12 protein-coding genes are annotated in these 14,530 nt (G+C 70.3%); 7 read left to right on the top strand and 5 right to left on the bottom strand.

Translation table 11 applies throughout. From position 1 onward, the window contains the following. Window positions 1-46: 46 nt before the first annotated feature. Complete coding sequence (locus AB0I79_RS15215) at window positions 47-1,120, bottom strand: PLP-dependent cysteine synthase family protein (RefSeq protein ID WP_357872390.1); 1,074 nt, start codon at window positions 1,118-1,120, stop codon at window positions 47-49. Window positions 1,121-1,373: 253 nt separating this feature from the next. On the opposite strand from AB0I79_RS15215, the gene AB0I79_RS15220 reads away from it, so the two are divergent. After that, window positions 1,374-1,958 carry a sigma-70 family RNA polymerase sigma factor gene (locus tag AB0I79_RS15220; protein ID WP_043618296.1) on the top strand — a complete coding sequence of 195 codons (585 nt, stop codon included), beginning with the start codon at window positions 1,374-1,376 and terminating at the stop codon, window positions 1,956-1,958. Here AB0I79_RS15220 and AB0I79_RS15225 read toward each other — a convergent pair. Both AB0I79_RS15225 and AB0I79_RS15230 read right to left on the bottom strand, forming a co-directional pair. Continuing rightward, the gene (locus AB0I79_RS15225) at window positions 1,955-2,899 is read right to left on the bottom strand and encodes a sensor histidine kinase (protein ID WP_357872393.1); all 945 of its coding nucleotides are present in this window, start codon (window positions 2,897-2,899) and stop codon (window positions 1,955-1,957) included. The two genes, AB0I79_RS15220 and AB0I79_RS15225, sit on opposite strands and share 4 nt — an antisense overlap. Window positions 2,900-2,918: 19 nt before the next feature. Beyond that, the gene (locus AB0I79_RS15230) at window positions 2,919-3,758 is read right to left on the bottom strand and encodes a DMT family transporter (RefSeq protein ID WP_357872395.1); all 840 of its coding nucleotides are present in this window, start codon (window positions 3,756-3,758) and stop codon (window positions 2,919-2,921) included. Between the two features lie 91 nt (window positions 3,759-3,849). Between AB0I79_RS15230 and AB0I79_RS15235 the strand changes: the two genes are divergently transcribed. From AB0I79_RS15235 to AB0I79_RS15250, 4 genes are all read left to right on the top strand, one after another. After that, complete coding sequence (locus tag AB0I79_RS15235) at window positions 3,850-4,461, top strand: cupin domain-containing protein (protein ID WP_357872398.1); 612 nt, start codon at window positions 3,850-3,852, stop codon at window positions 4,459-4,461. 119 nt (window positions 4,462-4,580) lie between these two features. Then, on the top strand, window positions 4,581-4,916 hold the full coding sequence (locus AB0I79_RS15240; protein WP_357872400.1) for a hypothetical protein: 336 nt from the start codon (window positions 4,581-4,583) through the stop codon (window positions 4,914-4,916). 30 nt (window positions 4,917-4,946) lie between these two features. Beyond that, a complete protein-coding gene (locus tag AB0I79_RS15245) occupies window positions 4,947-5,738 on the top strand; it encodes a polysaccharide deacetylase family protein (RefSeq protein ID WP_357872403.1) in 792 nt (263 codons plus the stop codon). Between the two features lie 31 nt (window positions 5,739-5,769). Next, a complete protein-coding gene (locus tag AB0I79_RS15250; protein ID WP_357872406.1) occupies window positions 5,770-6,420 on the top strand; it encodes a DUF2461 domain-containing protein in 651 nt (216 codons plus the stop codon). 39 nt (window positions 6,421-6,459) lie between these two features. Here AB0I79_RS15250 and AB0I79_RS15255 read toward each other — a convergent pair whose 3' ends face one another. Beyond that, complete coding sequence (locus AB0I79_RS15255) at window positions 6,460-8,856, bottom strand: hypothetical protein (RefSeq protein ID WP_357872408.1); 2,397 nt, start codon at window positions 8,854-8,856, stop codon at window positions 6,460-6,462. Window positions 8,857-9,207: 351 nt separating this feature from the next. After that, window positions 9,208-11,058 carry a translational GTPase TypA gene (gene typA / locus AB0I79_RS15260; RefSeq protein ID WP_357872411.1) on the bottom strand — a complete coding sequence of 617 codons (1,851 nt, stop codon included), beginning with the start codon at window positions 11,056-11,058 and terminating at the stop codon, window positions 9,208-9,210. 215 nt (window positions 11,059-11,273) lie between these two features. Here typA and AB0I79_RS15265 point away from each other — a divergent pair, with 215 nt between their 5' ends. Beyond that, entirely contained in the window at window positions 11,274-12,017 is a 744-nt protein-coding gene (locus AB0I79_RS15265) for an AMP-binding protein (protein WP_357872414.1), read from the top strand. A gap of 52 nt (window positions 12,018-12,069) precedes the next feature. Further along, window positions 12,070-14,484: a LuxR C-terminal-related transcriptional regulator gene (locus AB0I79_RS15270; RefSeq protein WP_357872416.1), complete on the top strand. Its 2,415-nt coding sequence runs from the start codon at window positions 12,070-12,072 to the stop codon at window positions 14,482-14,484. The last annotated feature ends 46 nt before the right edge of the window (window positions 14,485-14,530 follow it).

A 14,530-nucleotide genomic window follows, 5' to 3' on the forward strand; every position in this document is an offset into this window, starting at 1 on the left:
TCCCGCTGAAGTATGACAGCTTAGGCTGCCCTAACCTAACTCGGGTTCAGGTGGCGAGGAAGGCGCGCAGCTCCGCCAGATGGGGCTCGATGTCCAGGCCCTGGTCCGCCAGCCAGCGCGGGTTGCCGTACGTGCCCTTGTACCGGTCGCCGCTGTCGCACACCAGGGTCACGATGCTGCCCTGCTCGCCCGACTCGCGCAGTTCCTGGACGAGGTCCACGCAGGCCGCCAGGTTCGTGCCCGTGGAGCCGCCGACGTCCAGGCCGGTCACCTCGCGGGCCCAGTGCATGGCGGCGATCGAGCGGGCGTCCGGCACGGCGATCATGCGGTCGATGACCGTGGGCTGGAACGAGGGCTCCACGCGGGGGCGGCCGATGCCCTCGATGCGCGAGCCGGGGGCGGTGACGGAGGTGTCGCCCGAGGTCCAGCTCGGGTAGAAGGCCGAGCCTTCCGGGTCCACGACGGCCAGGCGGGTGGCGTGGCGGCGGTAGCGGATGTAGCGGCCGATGGTGGAGGAGGTGCCGCCGGTGCCGGCGCCCACCACGATCCAGGCCGGCTCCGGGTGGGGCTCCAGGGAGAGCTGGGAGAAGATGGACTCGGCGATGTTGTTGTTGCCGCGCCAGTCGGTGGCCCGCTCGGCGTAGGTGAACTGGTCCATGAAGTGGCCGCCGGTCTCGGCGGCCAGGCGGTGGGACTCGTCGTAGATGGTGCCCGGGTCGTCGACGAGGTGACACTTCCCGCCGTAGAACTCGATGAGGTGGATCTTCTCCGGCGACGTGGCCGCCGGCATGACCGCGATGAACGGCAGGCCGAGCAGCCGGGCGAAGTACGCCTCGCTGACGGCCGTGGAGCCGCTGGAGGCCTCCACGATCGTCGTGGACGGGCCGATCCAGCCGTTGGCGAGACCGTACAGGAATAGGGAGCGGGCCAGACGATGTTTCAGTGAACCGGTTGGGTGCACCGACTCGTCTTTCAAGTAGAGGTTTACGCCCCAGTGCGAGGGAAGCGGAAAGACGTGCAGATGTGTGTCGCAACTACGGTTGGCATCGGCCTCGACCTTGCGTATGGCCTCAGCCACCCAGCGGCGTGTACCCGAATGGTGCCGGTCCACGAATCTCATCCTCATACGCTATCCCATGTGACTCTCGCCACTATTCCTACAAAATTGGGTGGGTAGTGTTATGATAATGAGATCTTGTCCGGCCGTGGACGTGACCACGCACGCCGCGAGCAGATGGACGATCAACCCCTTCTGACCAAGGCGGAGCTCTCTAACGCGTCCCTTACCAGGGACTTGCGAAGATGGGACCGCTGTCAGGCGGCTTGTGCCGAATACGGGGGATAGCGCAAGGGGGAATGAAATTTTGATCACTATGACCGATGAGCAGCGTCAGGACTGGTTCGAGCGCGATGTCGTGCCCGTGACGTCGCAGCTGTTCGCCTCCGCCATGCGCCTGACCCGTAACACAGCCGACGCCGAGGACCTGGTGCAGGAGACGGTGGCCAAGGCCTACACGTCGTACCACCAGTTCCGCGAGGGCACCAACCTCAAGGCATGGCTCCACCGGATCCTGACCAACAACTTCATCAACGACTACCGCAAGAAGCAGCGCTCGCCGAAGCTGTCCGCCGCCGAGGACATCGAGGACTGGCAGCTGCACGCCGCGGAGTCGCACAGCTCGACGGGCCTGCGCTCGGCCGAGACCGAGGCGCTCGACCGGCTGCCCGACAGCGTCGTGATGAACGCCCTCCGCTCGCTTCCCGAGGACTTTCGCGTGGCCGTCTACCTGGCCGACGTCGAGGGGTTCGCCTACAAGGAGATCGCCGAGCGCATGGGCACGCCCATCGGCACCGTGATGTCGCGGCTGCACCGTGGCCGCCGCCAGCTGCGGGGCATGCTGGAGGAGTACGCCCGCGAGGAGGGCGCCGTGCGCCTGCCCGCGCAGCGTGCCGCCTAGGCCCCCATGCCGAGATGGAGGCGGACGCGTAACAGCCCGTCCTCCGCGCGCAACTCCACCAGGTCGCAGAGCTGCCTGCTGATCCAGAGCCCGTATCCCCGTGGGGATTCGGGCTCCGGTGGTATGTAGCCGGGTAACGGGTCGTCGAGCGCGCCTCCGGGGTCGGCGATCTCGCAGACCAGCTCGCCGTCGCCGGTCCACATCGTGATCGTGCCGTACCCCGCTCCGTGCTCGACGCTGTTGGCGGCGATCTCGGACACGCTGATCACCAGCGAGGTGATGAGGTTGCGGTCCATGCCGGCGGACCTGGCGTAGTCGCCGACGTGGTGGCGCAGCCGCTTCAGCTCCCTGGCGGTGAAGCGGAAGGTGCCGGCGTCGCCGGGCGGCTCCGGCAGCGGGGCCTGGTCGTCGTGCAGCACCAGCTCGTGCGGCTCGACGAACCGGTTGCTGGCCATCTCGCCCTCGGAGCCGAGCAGCACGGGATGGTTGACCGGGCCGTAGTGGAGCACGGCCTCCGGGACGCGGCGCAGGTCGTACAGGCAGAGCATGATGGCCGCCGTCGCGCGGAGCGCGGCGTTGATGACGGAGTCGCAGCGGATGAGCTCCCTGACCTGGCGCCGGCTCATGCCCGTCCAGCTCGGCTCGCCGATCACCAGGGTGCGGCGGCCGCGGGTGTACTCGTGGTAGGCGGCCAGCATCCGGTACGGATGGTCGTACCAGGAGGCGGGCACGCGGCTGTCGACGCGCTCGGCGTCGCCCCCGAGGGCCTCGCGCAGCTGGGCCAGCTTGGCGGCGCCGGTGATCACCAGCACCCGCCTGCCCTCGTCCAGCGCGGCGCGCACCCGCGGCACGGCCAGATCCAGAAAGCGCTCATCAGAGTCGTACGGCACGGCCACGTGCTTCAACGACTCGCCATCGGAACGTGCCCGCACAGGGCGCACGGGCGAAACGTAGCAAGCGCTAGAGGTGCTGCGCAACGGCTATGAGCGCCACCGCGGCGAGCGCGCACACCACCCCGAACACCTGGACGGCCCGCAGCCGCTCCCCGAGCACGCGGTTGGCCAGCAGCAGGGTGCTGGCGGGGTAGAGCGAGACCAGCACGGCCACCAGGCTGAGCAGGCCGTCACGCTGCGCCAGGAGGTAGAGCACGTTCGCCGCCATGTCGAGGACGCCGGCCGCGAGGATGACGGGCAGCGAGCCGGGGCCCGGCTTGAGCGCGCGCCGCGTCAGCAGCGCCAGCAGGGCCACCGTGGACACCGACGACAGTCTCGCGCCGACCAGCGGCCACAGGCCCGCCTCGTGCGGCGCCATGGCGAGCAGGATGAAGAACCCGCCGAACCCCGCGCCGGCGGCCAGCGCGGTCAGCACCGAGCCGAGCGAGCCACGTCCGCCACCCGGCTTCTCCTGGCTGACCAGCAGCACCGAGCCGAGCGCCAGCACCACCCCCACGAGGGCCCAGACCTGCGGCCGCTCGCCCGCCATGAGCCCGAACACCACGGGCAGCGCGGCCGAGGTGACGGCGGTCGTCGGGGCCACCACGGACATGACGCCCGTGGCCAGCGACCGGTAGAACAGCACCAGCCCGGCCGCCCCCGACAGCCCTCCGGCCAGGCCCCACGCCAGCGCCGCATCGCTGTACGTGCCGGGCAGCAGAGGCAGCAGGCCGAGGATCAGCGCCAGGCCGGCGAGTTGCGAGAGCACGACGACGGAGAGCACCTGCGTGCGCCGGGTGGCCAGGCCGCCGAAGAAGTCAGCCGTGCCGTACACGATCGCGCAGGCGGTCGCCAGGAGCACCGTCACCGTGATCTCCCCTCAGTTCAATGGATTGCACTGGTAGTACAACACAGAGGGTACATTCCACTGCAAATTCATTTCACTAGACTGCACTCCCATGGAAGACCCGGAGCTGATCACGCAGGCCATCGCGAACAACGTCCGCGCCCAGCGGGCGCACCGCGGGCTGACACTCGACGCGCTGGCCGCCAGGTCGGGCGTGAGCAGGGGCATGCTGGTGCAGGTCGAGCAGGGGCGGACCAACCCCAGCGTCTCCACGCTGACCCGGATCGCCTCGGCGCTCGGCGTCACCGTGGCGCGGCTGGTCGAGGTGGGCGACGTGCCGATGGTGCGGGTGGTGGACAAGGCGGACGTGGTGGCGTTCCGGCAGGGGAACGGCGAGGCCCGGCTGCTGGTGGGCGCGGACATGCCGATGATCCTGGAGCTGTGGGACTGGCGGCTGGCCCCCGGCGAGCACCATGACGGCGACGCCCACCCGGCCGGCACCCGCGAGATGCTCACGGTGCTGGAGGGAGAGCTGACGCTCACGGTGTACGGCAAGAGCCATGTGATCGGGAAAGACGATGCCGTGCTCTTCACCGCCGACCGCCCCCACCGCTACGCGAACAGGGGTGAGGCCGAGCTCAGGTTCGTGATGGTGGTGGCCGAGCCACGCGAGCCCCACGACTCCCGGTATCCTCTGGACTCCCAGGACTCGCCTGACCAATAAGCGCGAAAGTCCCCCTGATCACGCCCCGGAGTTTCATGATTACTCCATGTCTTGGACGGCTGATGCCCGTTGTTGGGTACATCCCTTGTGTGCGGTGAACGCCTGCGACGATCACCGCGTTGCTGCACGACGTCGGCAGGGGGTGGCGTGTGAGTGAGGCCCGAGCGGCGACGGAGAAACTCCATGCGGAGCTTCATGGTCTGGGTGTCACCAGTGCGTACGAGGTGGGCGACGACGAGACCATCTCGGTATGGATCGGCCTGGTCGTCCGGTACAGGGATGGTTTTTACCGGTGGCAGGAAGGACCGGTGAAACGTCGGCATCTGGGTACGGATCCGGTCGGATGTGCCATGCGCGTGGCGCGCCGCTACCAGGAATTGCAGGCTGATGTCCCACTCTGGTGGGATGACCTGGCCAGGGAGCTGCGGGGGGTACCGGTCCAGGATTATCCGTAGGCCCCCGCATGCGGCGTTTCGGGGGGAAGCATGCGCGTATGGGCCCTGCCGCTGGCCCTTGTCGCCCTGGTGAGCTGCGTGACACAGTCGGTGCCGCGCCGGCAGCAGGCCAGGGTGCAGATCGTGCCGTCACGGCCGGTCGTCGTCGATCCCGTGGCACTCGCCAAACGGCTGAGATCGATGCAGCACGGCTGGCCGGCCAGCCGTAAGTTCGACTGCGCCCGGCTCAAGTGCGTGGCTCTGACCTTCGACGACGGCCCCGGCGAGCACACCGGGCGGCTGCTGGACATGCTGCGCCAGCGCGACGTGCGGGCCACGTTCTTCGTCATCGGGCAGATGGTGGCCGCCGACAAGGGCGGGCGGACGGTCCGGCGCATCGTGGACGACGGTCACGAGATCGGCAACCACTCCTGGAGCCATCCGCCGCTCGCCGAGCTGCCGCACGAGGCGCTCAAGAAGGAGCTCAAGCACACCGAGAACATCGTGCAGCGGCTCACCGGCGTGCGGATGCGGGTGATGCGGCCGCCGTACGGGTCCACCGACGACGACGTCGCGGCCGAGACGCGCCGCGAGGGCCTGGCCCAGATCCTGTGGAACGTCGACACCCTCGACTGGCAGGACCGGGTCGCCACCACCGTGGCCAAGCGGGCGGGCGCCGCCAAGCCCGGCTCGATCGTCCTCCTGCACGACATCCACCGCAGCACGGTGGACGCGGTGCCGGCGATGCTCGACACGCTCGGCAAGAAGGGGTACACGTTCGTCACCGTGTCGGAGCTGTACGGCAAGACGCCCGCGCCGGGCAGGACGTACACCGCCCGCTGACCTGTCGGTGCAGCGTGGCAGTCTTGTCGGCATGGGTTTCAGCGGCTTTCCCGACGAGGCGTTCCTGTTCTACGAAGGGCTCGAGGCGGACAACTCCAAGACGTACTTCGGCCGGCACAAGCAGCTCTACGAGGAGGCGGTGCGGGCGCCCATGCTGGCGCTGACCGACGAGCTGGCCGCCGAGTTCGGGCCGGCCCACCTCTTCCGGCCCTACCGCGACGTGCGCTTCTCCAAGGACAAGGCGCCTTACAAGACCCATCAGGGCGCGTTCGTGGAGGCCATGCCGGCGATCGGGCTCTACGTGGAGATCAGCGCGGCGGGGCTGTTCGTCGCCGGCGGCGTCTACTCCACGGCCTCCGACCAGGTGGCCCGCTACCGGGCGGCCGTGGACGAGGACCTGTCGGGCAAGCCTCTGGAGTCCATCACCGGCGCGCTGGCGGCCCAGGGGTACGAGCTGCTGGGCGATCGGCTCAAGACGCGGCCCCGGGGGTTCGACGAGAACCATCCGCGCATCGAGCTGCTGCGGCACCGGTCGCTCTTCGCCGGGATGCGGTTCGAGCCGCAGGAATGGGTGCACACGGCGCAGGTGCGCGGGCGGGTCGAGCACGCCTGGCGGGCGTTCGGGCCGCTGGTGGAGTGGCTGTGCACGCACGTACGCGGGAGCGAGCTGCCCCGCCGCTGACCTGCCTGCCCAGGCGCCGCGCCGCCCGCCGGCGGCAGGTCAGCGCGGCGCCTGGATCGTCACGATCTGGTCGCCCTTCAGGATGCGGTCCACCGTCTGCCCGGCGGCCGAGGAGGCCGCCGTGGTGCCCGCCGCCAGCACCAGCGCCAGCGTCGGTGCCGCCAGGCTGCGGATGCTGCGCAGGTTGCGCACGCGCGCCCACGGCTCCCCGGCCAGGTGCATGATGCGCCACTCCCAGAACAGCCCGAGCCCGACGCACACCATCATGACCTGCCCCACCACGATGGCCACGACCTGCGCCTTGTCCATCGCCCCGATGTCCGGCTCGGCGAGCGTCGACAGGTAGCCCGACAGCTCCGTCAGCAGGGCGGCGGCCGTCAGGTGCAGGGCCTTGGTCATCGGCTGGGTGCCCCGGATGCGCGGGTAGAAGTAGCCGAACAGGAACCCGAAGGCGGGCAGCGTGATCAGGTAACGCCCGTCGAAGACGAAGCTGGTCAGGTCCACCCCCTCGGGCCAGCCGTAGACGAGGGCGAAGGGCAGGCTCAGCAGCAGGCTGACGGTGAACGCGTGGATGCCGTTGTACCAGGGCGTGCAGCCGGAGGAGGTGGCGAACGCGGTCTCCGGGTGCCTGCCGTGCCGGTTCAAGGCCGCTTCCAGCGTGTTGCGCTGCTGGTCGAAGTCGGCCATGGTCAGCTCGCCCGCGCCGATCCTGCCCCGCCCGATCCGGTACAGCTCCTGCTCGGAGACGAGCAGCAGCCGCTTGTGCAGGGCGGCCCTGACCAGGGCCCGGTGCTCCTCCAGGTCCATCGGCTCGGGGATGGCCATGCGCGGCCCCGTGAGCAGCCACTGGGCGGTCGCCCAGGCCACGAGCGAGGTGATGGCAAGCAGGGGCAGCGGCACGTCGATGTCGGCCAGCGTGGTGCTGCCGCTGGGGGTGATGTAGAGCACCATCAGCACGCAGATCATGGTCGACTCGGCCACCGGGTTGTCGACCGTGGAGAGCTGCCCGCCGAGCCGCCGCAGCCGCAGCACCAGCATCACAAACCCGAGCAGCAGCAGCCCCATCACCCCGCGCACGATCGGCGTCAGCACGAGGCTGCCGATCCGCGGCTCCTCCTGGGCGACGGCCAGGCTCCACGACCCGGCGTCCAGCCACTCGGTGGGCCACCCCTGAACGAGCAGGCTGATGAACACGGCGCCCACCACGGCCTGGCGCTTCCACTGCTTGGTCGCCACGGCCATGGCGGCGATCGGGATCAGCGCCCAGCTCAGCGCGAACACCAGCCGGACGCTGTCGGGCGGGTACACCCCGTCGGCCAGCGCCCGCAGCCACAGCGCCAGCGCCAGCAACCCGATCGCCGCCTCCGCCGACAGGACCGCCAGGCGCACGACGACCGGCCGCACCCCCAGGTCCACGCTGAACGCGATGGCCGAGCCCGCCGCCGCGACGGCCGCCACCGCCCCGCCCGCCAGCAGGGCCTGCCCGGACAGCTGCCCGTGCAGCCACGACCAGACGAGCATGCCGAGCCCGATCATCACCCCCACGCCGGTCACCACCAGCAGGTCGCGGGTGTCCCACGGCGGGCTGGTGGGCAGCACCCGGCCGGCGTGCCGCAGCGCCAGGAGGGGCACGGCGATGAACAGGATCACGTACGCCACCGCCGACCAGTCCTCCGCGAACAGCGGGATCAGCAGCGCGGGCGCGGCCAGCGCCAGCCCGATGACCAGCTCCCTGTTGGCCAGCCGCGCCCACCAGCCCTCGCCGAGCGAGCGCACCAGGAAGACCATCAGCGCGATCGCGGTGAGCACGCCCAGCGCGGTGGCCCACGAGAAGTCCTCCTCGACGACCACGTCGGCGAAGCCGAAGGAGTCGTGGGCCAGCGTCATGCTCACCGGGTACGCCCCGACGGTGAACGCCAGCCGCTCCACCTCCTCCTGCTCCGGCGTGATGCCCTCCAGCCGCAGCACGGTCCACTCGGCGGGCAGCACGGAGATGGACCGGCCGGTCACGATGAGGGGGAAGGCCTTGGGCTCCTCGAAGTCCAGCTTCAGCAACTGGTCGGGCCGTAGCTGGCGCAGCACCGTCACCGTGAACCGGGCCGTGGTGCGCCCGCCCTGCGAGGTGAGGACCGGTGCCAGGCGCGTGGTGGGCGCCAGGGCGGGGCCGTCCACCTTGATCGCGCCGAACGCGGCGTCGGTGACCTGTTGCAGCGTGCCCGGGAAGCCGCTGCCCTGGCGTAACGCCTCGATGAGGGTGTCCTTGCCGGCGAGGTGGAGCCGGTGCTCGATGGTCACCTTGACGTGGCGCTGCCGGGGATCGAGCCGGCCGTCAGGGACCGGTTCCAGGTCGGCGTGGCCCGCCCTGGAGATCATCACCGTGGTCTCGGCCCTGCGGGCCCAGCGCACGTCGGGGTCGGCGCGGGTGGCCGCGGCCACCCACGGGTTGGGACCTGCGGTGCCTTTCGGCGGAGCAGGCTCCGCTACCGGTCTGGCTGCAACGGTGCACCAAACGATCGCCCCCAACGACACCAGCGCCAGCCCGAACGCGATTGCCATCCGGAGCTTTCCCACAATTTGGATGATTCTCCGGCATGCGGCATTGTTCTATCTCTCCGGGTCACGGTGTGATTACAGCTGCTCCCATAACAACTTTTCTTTACGGCGTGACCCGGGAGAGTCCATCCATCGCACGTGGCCGAGCCGGGAGGCTTACTCCCCGTACTTACCGGAAAGCCGCGCTTTGTTCGCGAAAAGCGAGCAAAACGCGGCTCGGTATGAAGCTTTCCGTCAGCTCCGCTTGGCGCGGGCGGCGGCGCGGCCCCGGGTGGCGGCGTCGAGCACGACCTTGCGGATGCGCACGGCCTCAGGAGTGATCTCCACGCACTCGTCCTCGCGGATGAACTCCAGGGCCTGCTCCAGCGACAGGACGCGCGGCGGGATCAGCTTCTCCGTCTCCTCGCTGGTGGAGGAGCGCATGTTGGTGAGCTTCTTCTCCTTGGTGATGTTCACGTCCATGTCGTCGGAGCGGGAGTTCTCGCCGACGATCATGCCCTCGTAGACCTCGGTCGTCGGCGAGACGAACAGCACGCCGCGCTCCTGCAGGTTGAGCATGGCGAACGCGGTCACCGGGCCCGACCTGTCGGCCACCAGCGAGCCGTTGTTGCGGGTGCGCAGCTCGCCGAACCACGGCTCGTAGGAGTCGAACACGTGGTGCACCAGGCCCGTGCCGCGCGTCTCGGTGAGGAACTCGGTACGGAAGCCGATCAGGCCGCGCGCCGGCACCACGAACTCCATCCGGATCCAGCCGGTGCCGTGGTTGGTCATGTGCTCCATGCGGCCCTTGCGCACCGCCAGGAGCTGGGTGACCGCGCCGAGGTACTCCTCGGGGCAGTCGACCGTCAGCCGCTCGACCGGCTCGTGCACCTTGCCGTCGACGACCTTGGTGACCACCTGCGGCTTGCCGACCGTCAGCTCGTACCCCTCGCGGCGCATCTGCTCCACCAGGATGGCCAGCGCCAGCTCGCCACGGCCCTGCACCTCCCAGGCGTCGGGCCGGTCGGTGGGCAGCACGCGCAGCGAGACGTTGCCGACCAGCTCCTTGTCGAGGCGGTCCTTGACCATGCGGGCGGTCACCTTCGAGCCCTTGGCCTTGCCGACCAGGGGCGAGGTGTTGGTGCCGATGGTCATCGAGATGGCCGGCTCGTCGACCGTGATGAGCGGCAGCGGGCGCGGGTCGTCGGGGTCGGCCAGCGTCTCACCGATCATGATCTCGGGGATGCCGGCGATGGCGATGATGTCGCCGGGCCCGGCCTCCTCGGCGGGCTTGCGCTCCAGCGCCTCGGTCATGAGCAGCTCGGTGATCTTGACCTTCTGGATCGAGCCGTCCGTGCGGCACCAGGCCACCTGCTGGCCCTTGCGCAGCACGCCCTGGTGGACCCGGCACAGCGCGATGCGGCCCAGGTAGGAGGAGGCGTCGAGGTTGGTGACGTGGGCCTGCAGCGGGGCGTTGGGGTCGTAGGTGGGCGCCGGGATCGTCGACTTGATGATGTCGAACAGCGGCTCGAGGTCCTCGGAGTCGGGCATGCCGCCGTCGGCGGGGCGCTCCATGGAGGCCCGGCCCGCCTTCGCGGAGGCGTAGACGATCGGGAAGTCGATCTGCTCCTCGGTGGCGTCGAGGTCCATGAACAGCTCGTAGACCTCGTCGACGACCTCCTTGATGCGGGCGTCGGGCCGGTCGACCTTGTTGATGCACAGGATGACCGGCATCTTGGCCGACAGCGCCTTGCGCAGCACGAACCGCGTCTGCGGCAGCGGCCCCTCCGAGGCGTCCACCAGCAGCACGACACCGTCGACCATCGACAGGCCGCGCTCGACCTCGCCGCCGAAGTCGGCGTGGCCGGGCGTGTCGATGATGTTGATCGTCATGCCGCCGTGCTGGACGGCGGTGTTCTTCGCGAGAATGGTGATGCCCTTCTCGCGCTCGAGGTCGTTGGAGTCCATGACGCGGTCGTCGACATCCTGGTTGGCGCGGAAAGCCCCGGACTGCCAGAGCATGGCGTCGACCAGCGTGGTCTTGCCATGGTCGACGTGCGCGATGATCGCGATGTTCCGCAGGTCGTCGCGGCTGTTCAAAGGCATGATGACGTCTCGCTCTGTGTCGTGGGGGCCGCCGCGCGAAGTCGCGACCTACTAAGTCTAGTTGATCCCCTCTGATGGCAAGAGCGGGACAAGGTGGCGGTGAGCGTACGCGCGGGTGAAGCGACGGTGCTTTCCGGCCGGATGAGCCTCACCTACATAGGGGCTTGCACAATTGTGCGCATGGCAATCCTGGCCCTGGTCCCTAGATTGTGGTCATGACCTGGACAGAGCTCGTGATGGCGGCGGCACCGATGCAGGGCGAGCAGCCGGCGGTGAGCGACGTCAGGACCGGCGAGGTGCTGTCCTACACGACCTTCGCCAGACGGGTCACCCGCGCCGCCGCGGGTCTGCGCGCCCAGGGCCTGCGTTACGGCGACCACGTGCTGGTCAACATCCCGCTCGGCGCCACCATGCCCGTGGCCGTCCACGCCGTCGCCTGGGCCGGCGGGGTGGCGGTGCTCTCGGCCACCGGCAGCGCCCGCTTGATGATCGCCCAGGACCACTACGACCCCGCCGCCGTGAAGGTGGACCAGGTCTTCGCGTTCCGGCCCACGCCGGGGGCCAGGTCGTTCACCGAGCTGCTGACCGCGGGCGCGGTCGAGTTCGGGCCGCTGGCCGGGCCCGCGCTCACGCTCGACGGCGCGCGCCTGTTCGACAACACCGAGCTGGCGACCGACCTGCGCAGGCTCGCCACCCGGCTCGTGGTCGGCAAGGACGACGTCGTGATCAGCGCGGTGAGCGAGCCGTTCAGGGGGCTGCGGGTGATCGACCTGGCGATGACGGCCGGCGCCCACGTCGTGGTCGCCCACGAGCCGAGCCTGGTCGGCTGCCGCGTGCTGGCCCAGGAGCGGCGGGCCACCATGGTCGTGGCGCCGTACGACCTGGCCAGGAGGCTGCTCGGGGATCCCATCCTGCGCGTCGTCGACGAAAGGGCGGTCGTGAGCTCGCTTGGCCTGTGAAAAGTGCGACACTGTGGGAGAGTGTGATCCTTCCGCGACGCAGGGTGAGCACATGCCAACTACCCCCCGGCACAACCTTCCGGCAGAGCCCAACCGGTTCGTCGGACGCGAGCGCGACCTCGATGACCTCCACGACCTGTTCGGCGAGACGCGCGTGGTGACGCTGTGCGGGGTCGGCGGCATCGGCAAGACGCGGCTGGCCCTCCAGGTGGCGGCCGGGCTGCTGCCGTCCTACCCGGATGGCGTGTGGCTGGTGGAGCTGGCCAGGTTCGGCCGGCCCGAGCTCGTCGAGCAGGAGGTGGCCCGCGTGCTCGGCGTGCGCGAGGAGGCCGCCAGGCCGCTGCTCGACACCATGACGGCCCGGCTGCGCGACCAGCGCTGCCTGCTGCTGCTGGACAACTGCGAGCACCTGGTGGACAGGTGCGCCGAGGTGGTCGCCGCGCTGGTCTCGGCGTGCCCGTCGCTGCGCGTCCTGGCCACCAGCAGGGAGCCGCTGCGCATCGCCAGCGAGCTGATCTGGCGGGTGCCGCCGCTCGACCTGCCGGACCGCGTCACGCCCGACGCCGAGTCCGTGCAGCTCTTCATGGACCGTGCGGCGGCCGCGGGCACCCGGCTGGGGCCGGAGAGCCTGCCCGACGTGGTGCGGCTGTGCCGGGCGCTCGACGGGCTGCCGCTGGCGCTGGAGCTGGCCGCGGCCCGTACGAGCCTGCTGAGCCCCGGCCGGATCGCCGACCGCATCGACGACCGGTTCTCGCTGCTGACGACCGGTGGCCGCACCGCTCCGCCCCGCCAGCGCACGCTGCTGGCGGCCGTCGAGTGGAGCTACGACCTGCTCTCGGCCAAGGAGCAGGTGCTGCTGCGGCGGTTGTCGGTGTTCGCCGGTGATTTCGACCTCGGGCTGGCCGAGCGGGTCTGCGCCGAGCGGCCCATCCCCGAGGGCGAGATCGTCGATCTGCTCGGCGGGCTGGTGGACAAGTCGCTCGTGCTGTGCGACGAGAGCCGCAGGCGCTACTGGCTGCTGGAGACCATCAAGCGGTACGCCGTCGAGCGCCTCGAACAGGCCGGCGAGCGCGAGGTCCTGCGCGAGCGGCACCTCGACGTGCTGTGCGAGCTGCAGGAGCGCCACTTCACGACCGAGATGGTGCAGCCGGACGTGCCGTGGCCGGCGCGGCTGGAGGCGCTGACCGCCAGCCGCGACCTCATCGACGACCAGCGGGTGGCGCTCGACTGGGCGGTCGAGTCCGGCAACGTGGCGGCGGGGCTGCGCCTGTGCAGGACCAGCACGGGGCTGCTGCCCCTGGCCGGCAACGTGATGGAGATCGTCGGCCGGCTGGAGCGGCTGCTCTCGCTCGATCTGGCCGGGGTGCCCGCGGGCCAGATCGCGCACGCCAAGGCGTACCTCGCCTACGGGCTGGAGGCGCGCGACGAGCTGAGCCGGGCCCTGGAGGCGGCGCAGGAGAGCCTGGCCAGGATGTCGCGCGACGACGTGTTCCCGCGCTGCGTCATGCACAGCCTCCTCGTCGTCGTGCTGCTGCGGATGGGGCGCGCCGACGACGCGCTGCACCACGCCGAGGAGGGCCTGGCCCTGGCCGCCCGCACCGGCGACACCTGGAACCAGGCGGCGGGCCTGCTCGGGCTGTCGGCGGTGGCGCTGGTGCGCGGCAGGCTGCGGGAGGCGCAGCGGCACGGCGAGGAGGCGCTGGCGCGGGCGCGCGAGCACGGTCATCGCTGGCTGATGGCCAGGACGGCGGTCCAGCTCGGCTCGGTGGCCGAGGCCCGCGGCGACCTGATGACGGCCAAGACCCAGTACGAGATGGCCGTCCCCTGGCTGAGCGAGCTGGGCAGCGACCCCGAGCTGACCCGCTGCCTGGCGAGGATCGGCAGGGTGGCGGCGATGCTGCACGAGTTCGGCGCCGCCCGCGAGCAACTGGCGGCCAGCCTGGAGCTGGCGCGGGCCACCGGCCAGCGGCAGGGCGTGGCCCGCTGCCTGGTGGGGCTGTCGGTGCTGGCCGAGTGCCAGGGCGACCTGGAGGGCGCGGTGCTGGCCGCCGCGGCGGCGGCGGGACTGCGCGAGTCGATCGGGCAACATTCGGCCACGACCAGGATCGAGGAGCTGCTCGGCCGGGCCCGTACCAAGCTGGGCGAGGGCCGGACGACCTCGCTGTGGTCGCGCGGCCGGACGACGAGCCCCGACGACGCCGCCCGCCACGTGCTGGCGGGCGAGCGGTTCGCGCCGAGGGCCCCGGTGACGGCCGAGCCGGTCAAGCACTCGTTGCTGACCTCGCGCGAGCTGGAGATCGCCGGGCTGCTCACGCGGGGGCTGTCCAACCGGGCCATCGCCGAGGAGCTGGTGATCAGCCCCGCGACGGTCGCCCGCCACATCGCCAACATCATGGAGAAGCTCGGTTACACCTCGCGGGCGCAGATCGCGGTGTGGGCCACCGAGCATCAGAAGGGCGCCCCGTAGCCGCGCCGAGTTCTGCATAGGGATCTGCATATTCCGCCCCATGTGT

Source organism: Nonomuraea sp. NPDC050202 (assembly GCF_040656115.1).
Classification (GTDB): domain Bacteria; phylum Actinomycetota; class Actinomycetes; order Streptosporangiales; family Streptosporangiaceae; genus Nonomuraea.